This is a genomic window from Malonomonas rubra (assembly GCF_003247215.1).
In the GTDB taxonomy this organism is placed as follows: domain Bacteria; phylum Desulfobacterota; class Desulfuromonadia; order Desulfuromonadales; family Geopsychrobacteraceae; genus Malonomonas; species Malonomonas rubra_A.
The window spans coordinates 82173-98611 of sequence record NZ_QKAP01000022.1 but is presented as its reverse complement, the minus strand read 5'-3'; the positions used below and the strand labels follow the sequence as shown (position 1 = coordinate 98611).

Annotated in this window: 14 protein-coding genes and 1 pseudogene; 11 read left to right on the top strand and 4 right to left on the bottom strand. The window is 50.0% G+C overall.

The genetic code is table 11. The annotated features are described in order from the left end of the window. A pseudogene (locus Q7J88_RS02485) lies at positions 1-258 on the top strand (transporter); the annotation flags it as partial. Between the two features lie 1463 nt (positions 259-1721). Here the strand turns inward: Q7J88_RS02485 and Q7J88_RS02480 are convergent. Both Q7J88_RS02480 and Q7J88_RS02475 read right to left on the bottom strand, forming a co-directional pair. Beyond that, the gene (locus tag Q7J88_RS02480; protein ID WP_303720572.1) at positions 1722-2828 is read right to left on the bottom strand and encodes a transposase; all 1107 of its coding nucleotides are present in this window, start codon (positions 2826-2828) and stop codon (positions 1722-1724) included. A gap of 132 nt (positions 2829-2960) precedes the next feature. Beyond that, complete coding sequence (locus Q7J88_RS02475; protein WP_303720571.1) at positions 2961-3389, bottom strand: MucR family transcriptional regulator; 429 nt, start codon at positions 3387-3389, stop codon at positions 2961-2963. Between the two features lie 245 nt (positions 3390-3634). Here Q7J88_RS02475 and Q7J88_RS02470 point away from each other — a divergent pair, with 245 nt between their 5' ends. The 10 genes from Q7J88_RS02470 to Q7J88_RS02425 all read left to right on the top strand — a co-directional run bounded on the left by Q7J88_RS02470 (position 3635) and on the right by Q7J88_RS02425 (position 14487). Beyond that, a complete protein-coding gene (locus Q7J88_RS02470) occupies positions 3635-4675 on the top strand; it encodes a deoxyguanosinetriphosphate triphosphohydrolase (RefSeq protein ID WP_303720570.1) in 1041 nt (346 codons plus the stop codon). A gap of 112 nt (positions 4676-4787) precedes the next feature. Beyond that, positions 4788-5240 carry a chemotaxis protein CheW gene (locus tag Q7J88_RS02465; RefSeq protein ID WP_303720569.1) on the top strand — a complete coding sequence of 151 codons (453 nt, stop codon included), beginning with the start codon at positions 4788-4790 and terminating at the stop codon, positions 5238-5240. Positions 5241-5338: 98 nt separating this feature from the next. Then, entirely contained in the window at positions 5339-5662 is a 324-nt protein-coding gene (locus Q7J88_RS02460; RefSeq protein WP_369681950.1) for a hypothetical protein, read from the top strand. A 31-nt stretch (positions 5663-5693) separates the two neighbouring features. Then, the gene (locus Q7J88_RS02455; protein ID WP_303720567.1) at positions 5694-7046 is read left to right on the top strand and encodes a response regulator; all 1353 of its coding nucleotides are present in this window, start codon (positions 5694-5696) and stop codon (positions 7044-7046) included. A 134-nt stretch (positions 7047-7180) separates the two neighbouring features. Further along, on the top strand, positions 7181-9838 hold the full coding sequence (locus tag Q7J88_RS02450; protein WP_303720566.1) for a valine--tRNA ligase: 2658 nt from the start codon (positions 7181-7183) through the stop codon (positions 9836-9838). Between the two features lie 416 nt (positions 9839-10254). Further along, entirely contained in the window at positions 10255-10929 is a 675-nt protein-coding gene (locus Q7J88_RS02445) for a succinate dehydrogenase cytochrome b subunit (protein WP_303720565.1), read from the top strand. Between the two features lie 10 nt (positions 10930-10939). Next, a complete protein-coding gene (locus Q7J88_RS02440) occupies positions 10940-12856 on the top strand; it encodes a fumarate reductase/succinate dehydrogenase flavoprotein subunit (protein WP_303720564.1) in 1917 nt (638 codons plus the stop codon). Further along, positions 12856-13593: a succinate dehydrogenase/fumarate reductase iron-sulfur subunit gene (locus Q7J88_RS02435; protein ID WP_303720563.1), complete on the top strand. Its 738-nt coding sequence runs from the start codon at positions 12856-12858 to the stop codon at positions 13591-13593. The genes Q7J88_RS02440 and Q7J88_RS02435 overlap by 1 nt, the downstream gene beginning before the upstream one ends. Before the next feature lie 272 nt (positions 13594-13865). Next, the gene (locus tag Q7J88_RS02430) at positions 13866-14090 is read left to right on the top strand and encodes a hypothetical protein (protein WP_303720562.1); all 225 of its coding nucleotides are present in this window, start codon (positions 13866-13868) and stop codon (positions 14088-14090) included. A gap of 97 nt (positions 14091-14187) precedes the next feature. Next, positions 14188-14487: a GGDEF domain-containing protein gene (locus Q7J88_RS02425; RefSeq protein ID WP_303720561.1), complete on the top strand. Its 300-nt coding sequence runs from the start codon at positions 14188-14190 to the stop codon at positions 14485-14487. A 152-nt stretch (positions 14488-14639) separates the two neighbouring features. Here Q7J88_RS02425 and Q7J88_RS02420 read toward each other — a convergent pair whose 3' ends face one another. Both Q7J88_RS02420 and Q7J88_RS02415 read right to left on the bottom strand, forming a co-directional pair. Beyond that, entirely contained in the window at positions 14640-15233 is a 594-nt protein-coding gene (locus Q7J88_RS02420; protein ID WP_303720560.1) for a 50S ribosomal protein L11 methyltransferase, read from the bottom strand. Between the two features lie 34 nt (positions 15234-15267). Next, positions 15268-16209, bottom strand: coding sequence for an AEC family transporter (locus Q7J88_RS02415; protein WP_303720559.1), 942 nt, complete (start codon positions 16207-16209; stop codon positions 15268-15270). Between the last annotated feature and the right edge of the window lie 230 nt (positions 16210-16439).

The following is a 16439-nucleotide window of genomic DNA, read 5'->3' as shown; positions in this document are numbered from 1 at the left end:
GCTGTCCCCGATTCAACGTTTGATCCGCTGATTCCCGACTCTGATGCGCATCTTTTTACATTGGGGGCCGATTGGTCTTTTGGCACTTGGACAGTGAGTGGTGCACTTGGGTACCAACTGCATGAAAAAAGAGATAAGACCAATTCCCTTGGTGACCCTGTTGGTTCCGTGTTGGTTGGTGAACCAGTCAGTACGGCCAATGGGTCATATTTGTCCGAGATGTACTTGGTTGGGCTTAGCATAGGGTATCGGTTTTAGCGATATGCGGAGGGGGTAAATAGTTTTGTAAACAAGATCATGATCGGTTACGACCCTTAACAACACGAGGAACCACTGATGACCAAACCTGATAACTTGCTCGATGCCCGGCTGAAGGTTTAAAAAAATCCTGATCGCTTCATCGGGGAAACTGAGTAACTAAAACAACTGACAAAGCAAGTCAGGGTGCCTAGTTTTGCTAAAATCACACTAAATCATTATCATATATGGTCTCTCCTCACCCCGGTATGCAGGGCATTGTGATGAATGGCGAGGGACAAGCTTGCTGCCACATATCCGGCCTTTGTTAGGCGGTTCTGTTCCGCCGGACCCTAATGGATTACGCACGTATTGTCCTTATTAAAAGTCCGGTTTCTCAAACCGTTGAGACTGTCAGGTTTTAAATACACCGGTCTTATCTGTTTTGTCATTACTGATCATACTGCCTTCGCAATTTCAGGTGAGTGGCATCCTTCCCTTTGTTTAGCTTCAAGTTGATTCGATAGTTCGATTATGCAAAATTTGGTTCGTAACAGGTCTTATGCCTAAGAATAGCCCAGGCAATCCGCGCCATCTTGTTGGCGACTGCAAAAATAGTTTTGTTCCATCCTCTTCTTTCCAGAAGACGAATGATCCATCGGCCCAATGAATCAATTCCGGCTGGATTCTCTCAGAACAACCGCACACACCCATGAACCAGCAGTTTCCAAAGATATTTTGATCTCCTCGCTGCGACGTTGATGATCGGGTGACTCTTCCATCATGGCTCATTGATTCAGACTTCGGTAGTGGGGTGAGGCCCTGATCGCAATTTCAGACAACAACTACAGTTTTGGCGGTCGGACCAGCTCTTGTTGTGGCGTCGGCGATTGCAAAGTGAATATGTAAATAGCGAATGAGTGTTACTGCAGTCTTTATTCTCAGCAATATTCCCTATCCGGTAATACTTGAAGGCCCTCAAGACACGTACATGACAATGCAATGTGCCTAATACCGTATCGTTTCTGGCAGGTCTAATACGATAAAAATAAAAGCGAGAGAGCAGGCAGCGGAAAATTTTTCTTTTGACAGGGATGTGTCGGTCAAGCTTCAGGGTGGTTATGGCAATATTTTTGTCGAGATTTAATCCAACACAGAATTTTATGGCACGTTAACTTTCTCTGGTGGTCCAGCAACCATATCGGATTTTATTATCAAATATAAAATTGGAGATAGTTCCTCCGTAAGACAGTCCTATTTCAGGGAAATTGGGTTGGGCTGTGGTTCATTTTGAAACCGTCCATCGTGTATGCACAAATACATGAGCCTCTTGCAAAAGTCTCGGCCTTAAGCTGGAAAAACCTGACAGCTCAGGGTTGAGACCGGTTTAAATAAAAAAATCCCGTACGGAGCGTTCTGCGGCGTCGATTTTTCAGATTCTGGGCAGACGGCTCCCTTTGAGTTAAGTTTTGTTGCTTTGGCAATCAGCAACCTGTGACTTTAAGAAGCTGATCGGCAAATAAAGCCGTGACGCCGAACATCAGATGCAGCATCACTTTATCGGCACCACGAACCTGAACGCTGCGACCACCGAATTCATCCTTCAGTCGGCCGTTGCAGCGCTCGGCAGCGGTTCGTTCATTGTAACGAATCGCTTCGTGCGGAGCCATGGGGATGACCTCCTGTCCCCGCGGGTTACGATCAATGATCGGCACATGACCAAGCTCACGGCTCTGCTCCCAGATCTGGCTGGCGTCATAAGCCGCATCCATCAGATCGTAACAGGAGGTGACTTTGCTGGCCGTCAGTTTCATCAGCGGAATGGCCACCTGACTGTCATGGACCGACGCTGAGGTCAAAACCGCGCTCAGGGGAAAACCGCAGTCATTGACATCCAGGTGCAACTTGAAGCCGTTCCAGGTTTCAGTATATCCCTTGGCGTTCTTCTTGACGCCACGGTCACAGACATTTGGCAGTTGAGCGATGGCCTCTTCTGCCGTCTGGGTGCATTGCTGATCAAGACGCTTTGGTTCCGCTGGCGGCCTGATTTCCCCTTTGGCTGGCCGTCCTTTTTTCTTGGCAACCTTGGGGGCTTTAACTTTCTTTGCCGGTTTCTCTCGGCCCGTAATCGCCGTCGAGTCCCGGCTGATATGGCCAATCAGCTCGGAGCCAAGATGTTCTGAGACCAAGGCATCGTGGGCCAAAGTTCCTAACCCGACTTTTGCGAATTCGGCAAAGGCGCGGGAAAAGGTGGATTCGGACGGAACTTCCTGGCGTTTGCTGAAACCACAGATCAGCCGTAAATTCGGCGTACTCAGCAACGCGTGGCGCAAAGAACTGGTATGTTGATAGCGCTGAACCGCTTTGGCGATAAACGCCCTGGCCAGAGCTTCACGCTCTTTGATTGGCCGCCCCAACCATTGACGGCTGGCGCTGACCGGAACATATTTTTCAATCTGAACCAGCTCAAGGATCTTGACCAACTGCTTTTCCGGATTCGTCAGTGGAAGAGGCAAGCATTCGTCAAGATGCGGAAACAAACTTTGCTGTACTGTTTCCATTAACCATGATACTTTGGCTTTGAGCTTCATTGGCACCCTCTCTGATTGTTATTTGGCGTCGTAACCTAATAATATCAGTAAGTTGCTTTTGAGGCTCGTCTTATTTCATCCTCTGAAATTGTATTCAGAAAACTGAATATACTTTTGCAAGAGGCTCATATGTTACTTCTTCTTTTTGCCACGGGCAGCTCTGGCTTTTGCCAAGTTATCTGCCAGCCCCCGATCGACAGCCATTTGCCGACGGCTTTCGGAGTAGTTCTTTGCTGCCAGCGATTGACTACGCGGTATATCAAATTGCTTACGATATTCGGATGCAGTCATGTCGTGAGAAGTTTTCAAATGGCGGGATAAAGTTTTAAATCCTTTACCACAAATCATGCAATAGATTTTGTCTTTGCCGAATGCTTTTTTGCGAGAAACTGCGGGTGTTTCTTCAGTCGCTTCTTCTTTTTCGATCGTTTCCCCTTTTTCAAGCGAAGAAAGCGCAGCATGAATTTCAGTGAGTTCAGCAATCAGTTCATCTTTAGACATTGGAGTTGTCGATGCATGAGCAGCAATAATTTCTGCTGCCATTTCCATGATAGTTGCCATTGATATCCTCCTTTGGGATGGGCGGTAAAATACCTGTTAACTGTATACCCCCTCCCCAAAAAATGTTTTAAAGGGGGTACTTTTAAACCAAGTTTAAAGTTTAAATCAAGGTTGAAATGAAAAAAATATTTATTCAGAGTGTTTTTTGTCTGTACAATTTAATAGCAGATATATTGAACTTGGCAACTTTTAGACTATAAATATGTTTCTAACATGCTTTTTTCTTTAATTATGGACATTTTTATATGGTAATCAGAGAAACGATTGAACAACGCGAAGTCGAGAACCTTTCTCCTTATGCCTGTTTGAGCAGAAACTCGAGAGGGAGGGTAAATGGAACCCAATCCTGTTCGATAAGGACTGTCTTTCAGCATGATCGTGATCGTATTCTACATAGTAAGTCTTTCCGACGTCTTAAATATAAAACTCAGGTTTTTTTATCTCCTGAAGGGGATCATTATCGGACCCGTCTGACGCATACACTTGAAGTTTCCCAAGTCGCAAGAACAATTGCCAGGGCGTTGCGCTTGAACGAAGACCTGACTGAGGCGATTGCGTTGGGCCATGATCTCGGCCATACCCCATTCGGTCATGCTGGTGAAAGGGTACTCAATGAACTGGTGTCTGGCGGGTTCCATCACGTAAAGCAGAGTTTGCGGGTTGTAGACATCCTTGAGAAGGATGGTGAAGGACTCGGTCTGACCTATGAGGTGCGTGATGGAATCCTTAAGCACTCCAAAGGGCAAGGTGGGCTTTTGACCCCCAGCCCAGAGTCGGCTTCCGTAACATTGGAGGGGCAGGTGGTCCGCTTGGCCGATATTATAGCCTACCTGAGTCATGACTTGGATGATGCCATCCGTGGCGGGGTTATTTCTGAATCAGATATGCCGAAAGCGATTTCTCGGGTAGTCGGGTTGAGGCATTCACATCGAATTGATCGAATGGTTCGTGATCTGATCGAAGCCTCTCTTGAGTGTGATGGGTCAGAAGTGCGTATTTCCGCAGAAATGGCTGAGGCGATTCGGGCGCTGCGTAGCTGGTTGTTCGAACATGTCTACCGGGTTGATCGGGTACATGATGATTTCGTTAAGGCATCGCATTTACTTAGGGAACTGTTTCTCTACTTTATGGATAATGAAAAGGTTTTTCTGCTACATGGCGGGCGCAGGCTGGAAGGGGATAGCTTAGAGACTTCCGTTGTAGACTTTATTGCCGGGATGACCGATCGATTTGCTTTGGCGCTTTATCATCGACTCTTTTTACCGCAACCTTGGAAGGCTGTTTAATGGTGGGTAACTCATTGGATTTTCCTAGTGAAAGCTTGACAGTGGGTAGGCCCTATGTTAACGTTAGAGACGCTTTATGTGAAAATAGCAAGTTTTGTCATGTCGAGGTCTCATGTGCCCAGCTGGCACCAGAAAGTTGATTTTTCATCTTGGGGAAGTCGGATTTCTTTTGGGCTTGGAAGAAGTTGTTGAAATTTGTGAACATCTCACAGAAAAATTTAATCCAAGCCGGACAGACATGGATCAGGGGATTGTCGGATCGTTGAGTTTTCGACAAACTCAGATTCCTGTAGTCGATCCGGCGTTCCGTCTCAACACACACTCACATTTGGCCATTACAAGAAAGAGCGCTTTGGTATTGAGAGGATCCGAAGGGAATTGGGCGTTGCTGGTTGACCGGGTTGGTGGGATCGTTCCCGCTACTAAGCTCGCTGCTTGTGATATCCCCCCTTTGCTCAGGCAGTCGATTGAAGGTTGTTATTCACAAATTAGTCTTATCGAAGATGAGCCGATGATTCATTTTGAGCCAGAAAAGTACTATGGTTCATCTTCTGTTGCCATATGATTCGTTACGGCCTTTTTTGTTACGGCTCTTTTGCGTATGCCGTACCACTTTTGAGTATGCGGAAAATTGTTCACCAGCGTCGCGGATATCTTCTGCCGATGCTTCCGAAGGTGGTTGCAGAAATATTGGTCGATGATGGTCGCTTGGTTCCCGTGGTGGAATTGTCGCAGATTACGGATCGACAAGAAATGTCGGCCTGTTCTGCAAATTACAAAGTTCTGGCCAGTTCAGTGGCCGGAACGGTCGCTTTCCCTGCGGAGGTCACCTGTGGAATCGTGGCAGCGCAAAAAGGACAGTTACTGCCAACCAAAGGCGCGGGCATGACCGGAATAACTGGAGTTTTCGGATACCAGGGTAAAGAGTATAACATTCTCGATGTTGACTATTTAGCGATGGCGATGACCGAAGAGGTCGCACAATAACGCCCGACACCGATGGTGCGAGGAGGCATCAATGACAAAGAAGCTGCTGCTTGCTGATGACAGCGTTACGATTCAGAAAGTCATCGGCATTATCTTCGCGACAGAAGATTATGAGTTACATGTTTGTGATGACGGCAACGAAGCGCTTGAAAAGGCTTTGAGCGAATACCCCGATCTGGTGATCGCCGATATTTCGATGCCGGGCAAGGATGGTTTTGAGCTTTGCCGGGCGATCAAATCCGATCCCCGCCTAGAGCATACCTCCGTTCTTCTATTGCCCGGAACCTTCGAGCATTTTGACGAAAGCCATGCAGAAGCCGCCGGGGCGGATGGCTGGATCAGCAAGCCGTTTGAGTCACAAGCGCTACTTGACAAGGTGGCACAACTTCTAGAAGCGGAGCCGATACGTTTGGGTGCAGCCGAAGACGGTGTGGCAGAAGATGTGGTCGATTTCTCTGCTGACGCGGTCGTTGAGGAAACAACTGAAGAATCTGCCGAGCTGCAAGAAGCGGCTATTGATGAAGTCGTTCTAGGGCTGGACGAGGTTGAAGAAATTGAAGAACCCGCTGTGGCTGAACCTGCTGCAGAAGAGTCGGCCGATGATATCTGGGATGCCGTATCGTTCGAAGAAGAGGAACTACAACCTGTCGAAGACATGTCGGTTGCGGTAGAAGCGGATGTCATGGAAGAGTTCTCCGCAGTTGACGAGCTTGTTGCGGAAGAGGATTCTGCTGATTTGTCTGTGTCGGAGAAAGAGCCATTTGAGTTGACCGACGAAGATAATGAACTCGCAGCAGAAGAACCTCTTGAACTCGATATGGCTGAAGATGCGCCTCTGGAGCTGAGTGAAGAAGCAATTATTGCTGACGAAGAGCCGACGTTTGAAGCGGAGCCAGATGCGGAAACGTCTTTCGCGGTTGAAGAACATGAACCGCTTCCGCTCGTCGAGCGGAAAGCAGAAACCTTCGAGGAGGAAGAGGGGATTCTCGACCTAGCTGAAGAGGATATCCTTGAGGAAGAACCGGTCGAAGAGTTTAACGTTGAACCGTCTGCGGACTTAGGCGAAGTACCTTTTGTGCCGTATAAAGAAAGCCTTGTCGAAAAATCGGCTGCAGCGGATAGGGCCCTTGAGTTTGCTGTTGAGGAGCCCACAGCGGAGGCTGCGGGCGCATTTGAGCCTGAGCCGATTGCGCTGGTGGAGCAGCAATTGCGGGAACTTTCCGATGATGAGTTGCAAGAAGTTGTGGGCAAGGTTGCCGGACCGATTATCAAAAAACTGGCTGGAGAAATGCTTGAACAAGTTGTCTGGGAGGTGGTTCCCGACCTGGCAGAATCGATGATTCGTGAAGAGATTCGCAAAATCCGCCAAGGTGCAACTGAGTAGCGACTAGCTTGAGATCAATTAGCGCTTTTCCTTCGGGGGGAGGTGCAGGAGGTCTTGACTTCCTTGCCTCCCCCCTTTATTGTCCCCCCGATATGCTGCAGAACTCACAGTTTCAATACAAGGACGCGTTAAAGATGAAAACAGAACTGCCCAAAGGTTACGAGCCGGCTCAGGTTGAGCAGAAATGGTTTGATGTCTGGGAACAGCGTGGTGATTTCCATGCCGATGAAAAGTCGCAAAAGCCCCATTATTCCATTGTTATTCCGCCGCCGAATGTGACCGGTGTCCTGCACATGGGGCATGCGCTGAATAATACTTTACAGGATATCCTCTGCCGTTGGAAGCGTATGACCGGGCATGAGGTGCTCTGGATGCCGGGAACCGATCATGCTGGCATTGCCACCCAGAACGTGGTTGAAAAACAACTCGCTACGGAGGGGAAAGATCGTCATGAACTCGGCCGCGAAGAATTTGTCGAGCGGGTCTGGAAGTGGCGTGAAGAGTCGGGTGGACAGATCATCAACCAGCTCAAAAGACTTGGCGCCTCCTGCGACTGGCAGCGTGAGCGCTTTACCATGGATGAGGGGCTGTCCAAAGCGGTGCGGGAGGTTTTCGTCCGTCTTTATGATGATGGACTGATCTATCGTGACAATCGACTGATCAACTGGTGCCCCCGCTGTCATACGGCCCTGTCCGATTTGGAAGTGGAGCATGATGATAAAAAGGGAAGTCTTTGGCATCTGAAATATCCGGTGAAAGGTTCTGATCAATATCTGGTCGTTGCCACTACCCGCCCGGAAACCATGCTTGGCGATACTGCTGTGGCGGTCAATCCGGAGGACGAGAGATATTTGGGGTTAATTGGCGGGAAGGTGATGTTGCCGCTCGTCAACCGTGAAATTCCGATCATTGCCGATGATTATGTCGATAAGGAATTTGGCTCCGGTGCGGTGAAGATCACCCCGGCACACGATTTCAACGACTTCGAGATAGGCAAGCGACATGATCTTGAATTCATCAACGTTCTTGACGAGTCCGGTGTTATCAACGAAAACGGTGGCCCCTACGCGGGTCAGGAGCGCTACGAGGCACGCAAGAAAGTCGTTGCTGATCTGGAAGCACAGGGCCTGCTGGAAAAGATTGATGATTACGCCAACGCGGTAGGCGAATGCTACCGCTGCAAGACGATCATCGAGCCGTACATGAGCAAGCAGTGGTATGTTGCTGTCGGTTCGCTCGCTAAAGAGGCGATCAAGGCGGTTAAAGGGGGCGATACCAAAATCGTTCCGGCCCAGTGGGAAAAGACCTACTACGAGTGGATGTACAATATTCAGGATTGGTGTATCAGTCGCCAGATATGGTGGGGGCACCGGATTCCCGCCTGGTATTGCGACGAATGCGAACAGATCACCGTCTCCATAGAAGACGCGACCGCTTGCAAGCACTGCGGTAGTCCCAATATCCGACAAGAGACAGATGTTCTCGATACTTGGTTCTCTTCTGCGCTGTGGCCGTTCTCGACCATGGGCTGGCCGGAAAATGCAGAAACCTTGCAGAAATTCTATCCGACCAGCTGTCTGGTGACCGGTTTTGATATTCTGTTTTTCTGGGTTGCTCGCATGATGATGATGGGCCTCAAGTTCATGGAGCAGGTGCCTTTTAAAGAGGTCTACATCCACGCCCTGGTGCGCGATGCCCAAGGGCAGAAGATGAGTAAATCGAAGGGCAACGTGATCGATCCGTTGACCATCGTCGAGGAGTACGGTGCCGATGCTTTCCGGTTCACTCTTTGCGCTTTTGCCGCCATGGGGCGTGACATCAAGCTGTCTACCGAGCGGATTGGCGGCTACCGCAACTTCGTCAATAAATTATGGAATGCCAGCCGTTTCGCACTGATGAATCTGGAGGGTTTTGACCCGGAATCGGCAAGTTTGGAAGATTTCGAGCTATCTCAGGCCGATCAGTGGATTCTCGATTGTTTCGCGAAAACTGCAGAAGAAGCGAACAAGGCTTTGGACGGTTACAAGTTCAACGATGTCGCCGGGGTACTTTACTCCTTTACTTGGCATGAATTCTGTGACTGGTATGTCGAGCTGAGCAAAGAGGACCTTTATGGAGACGAACCGCAGGCCAAAATGCGCGCCCAGAAGGTGCTTTTTACTGTGCTCGAAGGGTTGCTGCGGTTATTGCACCCGTTGTTGCCTTTTGTGACTGAAGAAATCTGGCAGGCGTTGCCGGGTAAAAGACCGACGCTGTCAATTATGCAGGCAAACTATCCGATTGGCGCTTTCTGTAAGGTTGATGCGACCGAAGTTGAGCGGATGAAGCTGTTGATGGAGGTCATCCGGGCCATCCGGAATATCCGTGGTGAGTTGGATGTCCCACCGGGTAAGCGGATTGCAGTTGCGCTCGATTGTAAGTCCGAGGAGTCAGCTGTTGCGATCGATGCCGGGCAGGCTTATGTCAAGTCGCTGGCTCGGGTCGACGAGTTGCGGTTCGCTGTCGGTCTAGAGCATCCGAAGCAGGCTTCAACCCAGGTTGCGGGTGATGTCGAAGTATTAATTCCTCTTGCCGGGTTGATCAACGTTGAGGAGGAAGAAGCGCGCCTGAACAAGGAGATTGCAAAGGCGCAGAAGGATGTCGATTTTTTCACTAAGAAATTGTCCAATGAAAAGTTTGTCGCCAATGCACCGCCACAGGTGCTTGAGAAAGATCGCACCAAGCTGACCTCGGCGGAAGAAAAAAGCCAAATTCTGCAACAGAGTTTGGAGAAGATCCTGGCTTTGAAATAATCAAAAAAACGACCGGAAGGGAATGACCTTTCCGGTCGTTTTTGTATATAAGCTCAAGATGTTGCTGCTTTTCGGTAAATCGGGCCAACTTGATTAGAATTCCTACAGGTTGGCCTTTTTTTGTTTAAATTTATAACGATGTTTAGTATACAGTATACGATTTGATATAACAGAAAACGACATGGGTTTTCTGTTTTTTACGATGGGCTAACGGCGCTAAGCCGACAAAAATTCATTTCAAACTTATTTACAAAGAAAAGGAGGCTGGAAAGACGGCGGGTTCCGCCAAGGAAAGGAGAGTAGGCTCAGTTTTTATGAAGTGACGTGCCGGGTTGTGAGCCACCCGGAAAGTTCTGGTGATTGTTCCAGGGAGTCCTGGCCAACAATCAAATCTCATTCTCGAGGGATATGACACTATGCATTTGTTTACAAGCACTGTGGGAAGAAAGGTATTGATGGCAGTCACTGGCCTGTTGCTGGTCGGCTTCATCACTGTCCACTTGCTCGGGAACCTGTCGGTATTTGCCGGCTCCGAAGCAATCAACATTTACGCCGAAAAGCTGCATAGCTTGGGTCCGATCGTCTGGATTTTCCGTCTGGTCATGCTGGCCCTGTTCGCTATTCACATTACTTTCGGTATCAAACTGACTGTGGAGAACAGCGCTGCAACTCCAGAGCAGTATGCGATTCAGGTTTCGCAAAAGACCACCTTTGCCGCCAAGTCGATGATCTACACGGGTCTGATTATTCTGGTGTTCCTGCTCTATCACTTGTTGCACTTCACTCTGCACGTTGTGCACACCGGTGCAGTTGCAACGCTTGAACCCCTGGTCAATGGTCGTCTGAATGTTTTCGCAATGGTTGGGAACAGCTTCACCAGCGCCTTTGTTTCCATTGTCTATGTGATTGCCATGATTGCGGTGGCTTTCCATGTGACTCACGGAATCCAGAGCTTTGTTCAGACTCTTGGTTGGAACAACGGTACAAGCCAGGACAAGGTTACTGCTGTTGGCAAATTGGCTGCTGTCGCATATGGCGTTCTGTATGTCGCCATTCCGCTGGCTTTCCTCTTCCATATCGTAAAGGTTTAGGGGGTTTATTGTGATTCTCGACGGAAAAACACCCACAGGTCCTATTGAAAAATCTTGGGATAAGGCTCGCTTCGACATGAAGCTGGTCAATCCTGCCAATAAGCGTAAATTCAAAATTCTGATGGTTGGTACCGGTCTCGCCGGTGGCGCCGGCGCAGCTTCCCTTGGTGAACTCGGCTACAATGTCGAAGCTTTCTGCTACCAGGACAGTGCTCGTCGTGCTCACTCGATCGCTGCTCAGGGTGGTATCAACGCAGCCAAGAACTATCCGAACGATGGTGACTCTATCTACCGCCTGTTCTACGACACCATCAAAGGTGGTGACTTCCGCGCTCGTGAAGCTGACGTTTGGCGTCTTGCTCAGGTGTCGAACAACATCATCGACCAGTGCGTTGCCCAAGGCGTACCATTCGCCCGTGACTACGCCGGTTACCTCGACAATCGTTCCTTCGGTGGTGCACAGGTCTCCCGTACTTTCTACGCCCGTGGCCAAACCGGTCAGCAGCTGCTGCTCGGAGCCTACTCGGCACTGTCCCGCCAAGTGAAAGCTGGTACCGTCAAGATGCATCCGCGTACCGAGATGCTCGACTTGGTCGTGGTTGACGGTGTTGCTAAGGGTATCACCGTGCGTAACCTGATCACCGGCAAGATCGAGTCCCACTGGGGCGATGCTGTTGTGCTGGCAACCGGTGGTTATGTCAACGTCTTCTACCTTTCGACCAACGCCATGGGTTGTAGCGTAACCGCAGCATGGAAGGCCGCCAAGAAGGGTGCCTACTTTGCAAACCCCTGCTACACCCAGATCCATCCGACCTGTATCCCGCAGCATGGTGACAAGCAGTCGAAACTGACTCTGATGTCCGAGTCGCTGCGGAACGACGGTCGGTGCTGGGTTCCGAAGAATGAGGCCGATTGCGACAAGGCTCCGGGAGATGTTCCCGAAGAAGATCGTGACTACTATCTGGAGCGGAAGTATCCCTCCTTCGGTAACTTGGCTCCGCGGGATATCGCTTCCCGTGCTGCGAAAGAGCAGTGTGACGATAATCGTGGCGTCGGCCCCGGTAAGCGCGGGGTTTACCTCGACTACCAGACCGCGATCGACCGCGTCGGCGAGGCAACCATTGCTGAGCGTTACGGCAACCTGTTCGAAATGTACGAGAAGATCACTGCTGAGAACGCCTATAAGAGGCCGATGCGGATCTATCCGGCACCGCACTACTCCATGGGCGGTCTCTGGGTTGACTACCAGTGCCAGAGCAACATCCCGGGTTTGTTCGTCCTCGGTGAGGCGAATTTCTCGGTTCACGGTGCCAACCGTCTCGGTGCTTCGGCCCTGATGCAAGGTCTGGCTGATGGTTACTTTGTCATTCCTTACACCATCGCTCCGTACCTGGCAAGCATCACTCCGGGCACCGTTAAGGAAGACCATCCAGCTTTCAAAGAGTCAGTTGAGCAAGTAGAAGCCCAGATCAACAAGATGCTCAATATTAATGGCAAGAAGACCGTCAGCGAGTTGCACCGTGAACTCGGTACGGTCATGTGGGAAGATGTTGGTATGGCTCGTAGTGACGCCAGCCTCAAGAATGCTCTCAAGCGAATTCCGGAAATCCGTGATGAATTCTGGAACAACGTCAACGTTACCGGTGAGCCTGGCGAAATTAACCAGCAGCTCGAAAATGCCGGCCGCTTGGCCGACTTTCTTGAGTTTGCCGAGATCTTTGCCAAGGATGCTCTGCATCGGGAGGAGTCCTGTGGTGGCCACTTCCGCACAGAGCATCAGACTGACGACGGTGAAGCGATGCGTGACGACGAGAACTTCTGCTACGTCGGTGCCTGGGAATTCAAGGGTGTAGGTGTTGAGCCTGAACTGCACAAAGAGCCCCTGAAGTTCGAAAACGTCAAACTTGCCGTGAGGAGTTACAAATAATGAACCTGACATTGCATGTATGGCGCCAGAAGGGGCCAGAGGATAAAGGAAAGCTTGAAACCTATCAGGCCAAGAACATCAGCGAGGATCAGTCCTTCTTGGAAATGCTCGACGATGTCAACGAGGACCTGATTAAGACCGGTAAAGACCCGATCGCTTTCGATCACGACTGCCGCGAAGGTATCTGCGGCATGTGTTCCCAAGTGATCAATGGCAAGCCGCACGGCGGTCAGGAGCGGACCACTGTCTGCCAGCTGCATATGCGTGAATTCAAAGATGGAGACGAAATCTTCATTGAGCCGTGGCGCGCCAAGGCGTTCCCGGTCCAGAAGGATCTGATCGTTGATCGGAGCGCGCTGGAGAAGATTATGCAGGCCGGTGGTTACACCTCTTGTCACACTGGAGGTGTCGCTGACGGTAACGCCCTCCTGATTCCAAAGCCGACGGCGGACTACGCTATGGATGCCGCCGAGTGTATCGGTTGCGGGGCTTGTGTTGCATCCTGCCCGAACAGCTCGGCAATGCTTTATACCAGCGCCAAGGTGTCCCAGCTGGCAGTTCTGCCGCAAGGGAAAGGTGAGGCCAAGGCTCGTGTCAAGGAAATGACCGACACACTTCTCACCGAAGGGTTCGGTAACTGCACCAACCATTACGAGTGCCAGGAAGCCTGCCCGAAGGGAATTAGCGTTAAGTTTATTGCCAAGCTTAACCGCGAGTACCTCAAGTCGCTCGCTTAATCGAAGTAAAATGCAAAATAGAAGGGCGGATCTTCGGATCCGCCCTTTTTTTACACGGTTGAAAACAGAACATCTCGGCTTTTAACGTAGATGAATGAGTCCGAAGGCGATATCTTCGGCGAATTGAAGTTCGAGCATCAACACTATTGTCCCAGCAGATTTTATTGCCATCAACCTGATCGATAAAGATCAGCATCGAATCAGTTATGTTCAGGGTGATAATGCTGAAAAATTGTCCAGCCAAGCCTTTCCTGCAGAGCAGGGGGGGGCAGGTGATCAAATGCCGACGTAGGTTACCCGACAACGCCGACTACAAAGGGACATCTCCGGTTTTCAGCCGTGTACACCTGTTTGGCGATTATTGCTCGTTGATGGTCGTACCATTGCTGCAGGAAAATGGTCCCATTATCGGTGCGATGACCGTTGCGGCAAAGCGTGCCGACATTTTTACTCTGCCCTGTCCTAGATGCTGTAATTGGTGGCAACGCAGGTGGTGATAAAAATTTACCTGGCAGAATCACATGAAAAACTCAACCGAATGGCGACTATTGATGAACTGATCGGCATCGGGCTCATCAATGTGTTTTCGAGGCGATGCCTGATTGGGGCAAGCGGCGTTCTGGTTCGCTGTTTCTGATCCTTTGCGATATCGATCACTTCAAGCAGATCAACGATTCTTTTGGCCACCCCTTCGGGGATCTAGTTCCGCAGAAGGTCGCCAAACTTTTTGAACGAGTCGTGCGGAGTAAAGCCCTAGCGACGAGAATTGGCGGCGAAGAATTTGCAATTTTACCGGAAGATACTTACCTGCAAGGCGCTTGGAAAGTGGCTGAACGATTACGTACGTTGGTCAGTGAGTTTCAACTACGGCCCGGCAATGTACTATGCCGGTGATGATCTCGTTTAGCATTGCAGCCTCCCGTAGGATGTTAAGCGGATGGAGTAGTTGGCCAGCTACGCAGACCAAGCCTTGTGCCAGACCAAAGCAGAGAGCCGGAACCGGACGATTATCTGACAGTCGACTGTGTTGACACAGTAGGCATAACTCAGATTTTTTTAAGCAGGACGGTGCTGAATTCTTCCAACATCCGGTTTTTGATCACTTCACATCCAAGGCGCTCGTACTTTTGGCGGACATCGAAGTTATATTCCCAGAGGATCCCTGACAGCAGCAGTACGGCTCCCGATTTCGCTTTTGCGACGAGGTCGGCGGCGACGCTTAGCAGTATATCTCCGTAGATGTTGGCCAGGATAAGGTCGAATTCATCTTCTTTCAGCGTATCCAGCGTTCCACAGATATGTACGACCCGGTCACTGACATCGTTCAGTGTACAGTTTCGCGCACAATTTTTAATCGCTGCTTCCTCGATATCTATACACCAGCCTTTTCCTGCACCCAGAAGCAACGCCGCGATTGACAAAATCCCGGTGCCGCTGCCTAGGTCGAGTACTTTCTCCCTGCCAGTAAAAGACATTTGTTCCAGTGCCTCCAGGCAACTACTGGTTGTCTCATGTTCGCCGGAACCGAAGGCGCCGCGTTCCATGATCAGGTTAAGATGATCTCCCGGCGATGGTGTCAGGTCGGGGGGGAGAATGCAGAAACGGGAGCCAAGAGCAAATGGCTGATAATCTTCTTTCAAAACCGACTCCGATAAGGAAAATGAGCTGGGATGATTACAGCCCCACTCCTTTGAGAATGAACAAAATAATTGTGTAACTGATCGCTGAACATAGCGTTGATAGCATAACAATTGAACCGGCAAGTTCCGCGTCACCTTTCAACTGGTGGGCCATAATGTAGGTTGCCGTTGCCGTCGGGGTTCCAGCCATCAGAATGCCGATGCCGAAATCGATCCCTCGAACCTTGAATAAGGACAGTAGGATAGCGGCAAAAATCGGTAAAAATGTCAATTTGATCATGGTCGCCAAACCCGCTATGCGTAAGTCACCCTTAATTCGTTCCATTGAAAAAGAGCCACCGATTGCCAGCAACGCCATCGGGAGGGTTATCCCGGTGGTGATGTTCAAGGCACGGTCGATAATGACCGGCAACGGCAGATGCCAGTAACTCCAGATAATGCCGAGGAAAGAGGCTATGATCAGTGGGTTGAAGGCCACTTGAGCCAGCCAGTTCGGTTGTTTTTCATCCGCATTGCTTCTGTAGGGCAGCAGCAGCGCGAAAATGGCGAACAGGTTCAGTACCGGAACCAGAAAGCCCATCAAAATGCCCCCCCGCGTCAGACCTTCATCACCATAAGCATTCAGGCAGATCGCCAGCCCGACATATGCAAGGTTGCCCCGAAAAGAACCTTGACAAAAACTGCCGCGTTTCGGGGCAGGGTAATTACGTAGCCCGGTGTAGAAGTAGGTCAATAAAAACCCGGTTACGATAACCAGTGAGGAGGCAATAACCAACGGGCCGTTGAAAAAGGTGGCAAAGTCAGCTTTGCCGATTTTGTGAAACAGTAGGAGCGGGAGAAATACGATATAAACCAATCGGTTGGTTTGCTGTACGAAGCTGGCATCAAATAAACGCAGCTGAGTAAGCAGCTGTCCCAGAGCGATGACGAGAAAAACCGGCAAGACAATGGTAAGGGTATCGATCAGTAGCGACATGCAACCTCCAGAACGGAGGCAGGATAGCTTAGTTTATGGTCACTGTCTACGCTAGGGGTAAAAAAGGGGCCTCTTGCGAGGCCTCTTGATCTGTGGATTATGTGCGATTAGCTGTGACACTTGTCAGTGCCGACATTTTAACTCAGAGATTCTTCTATTGGTAAAAAAATACCCAGTACTACACAGCTTTTCCGGTGTCCCTAGCGGTTAAATAGCACCCTAAATAGTTG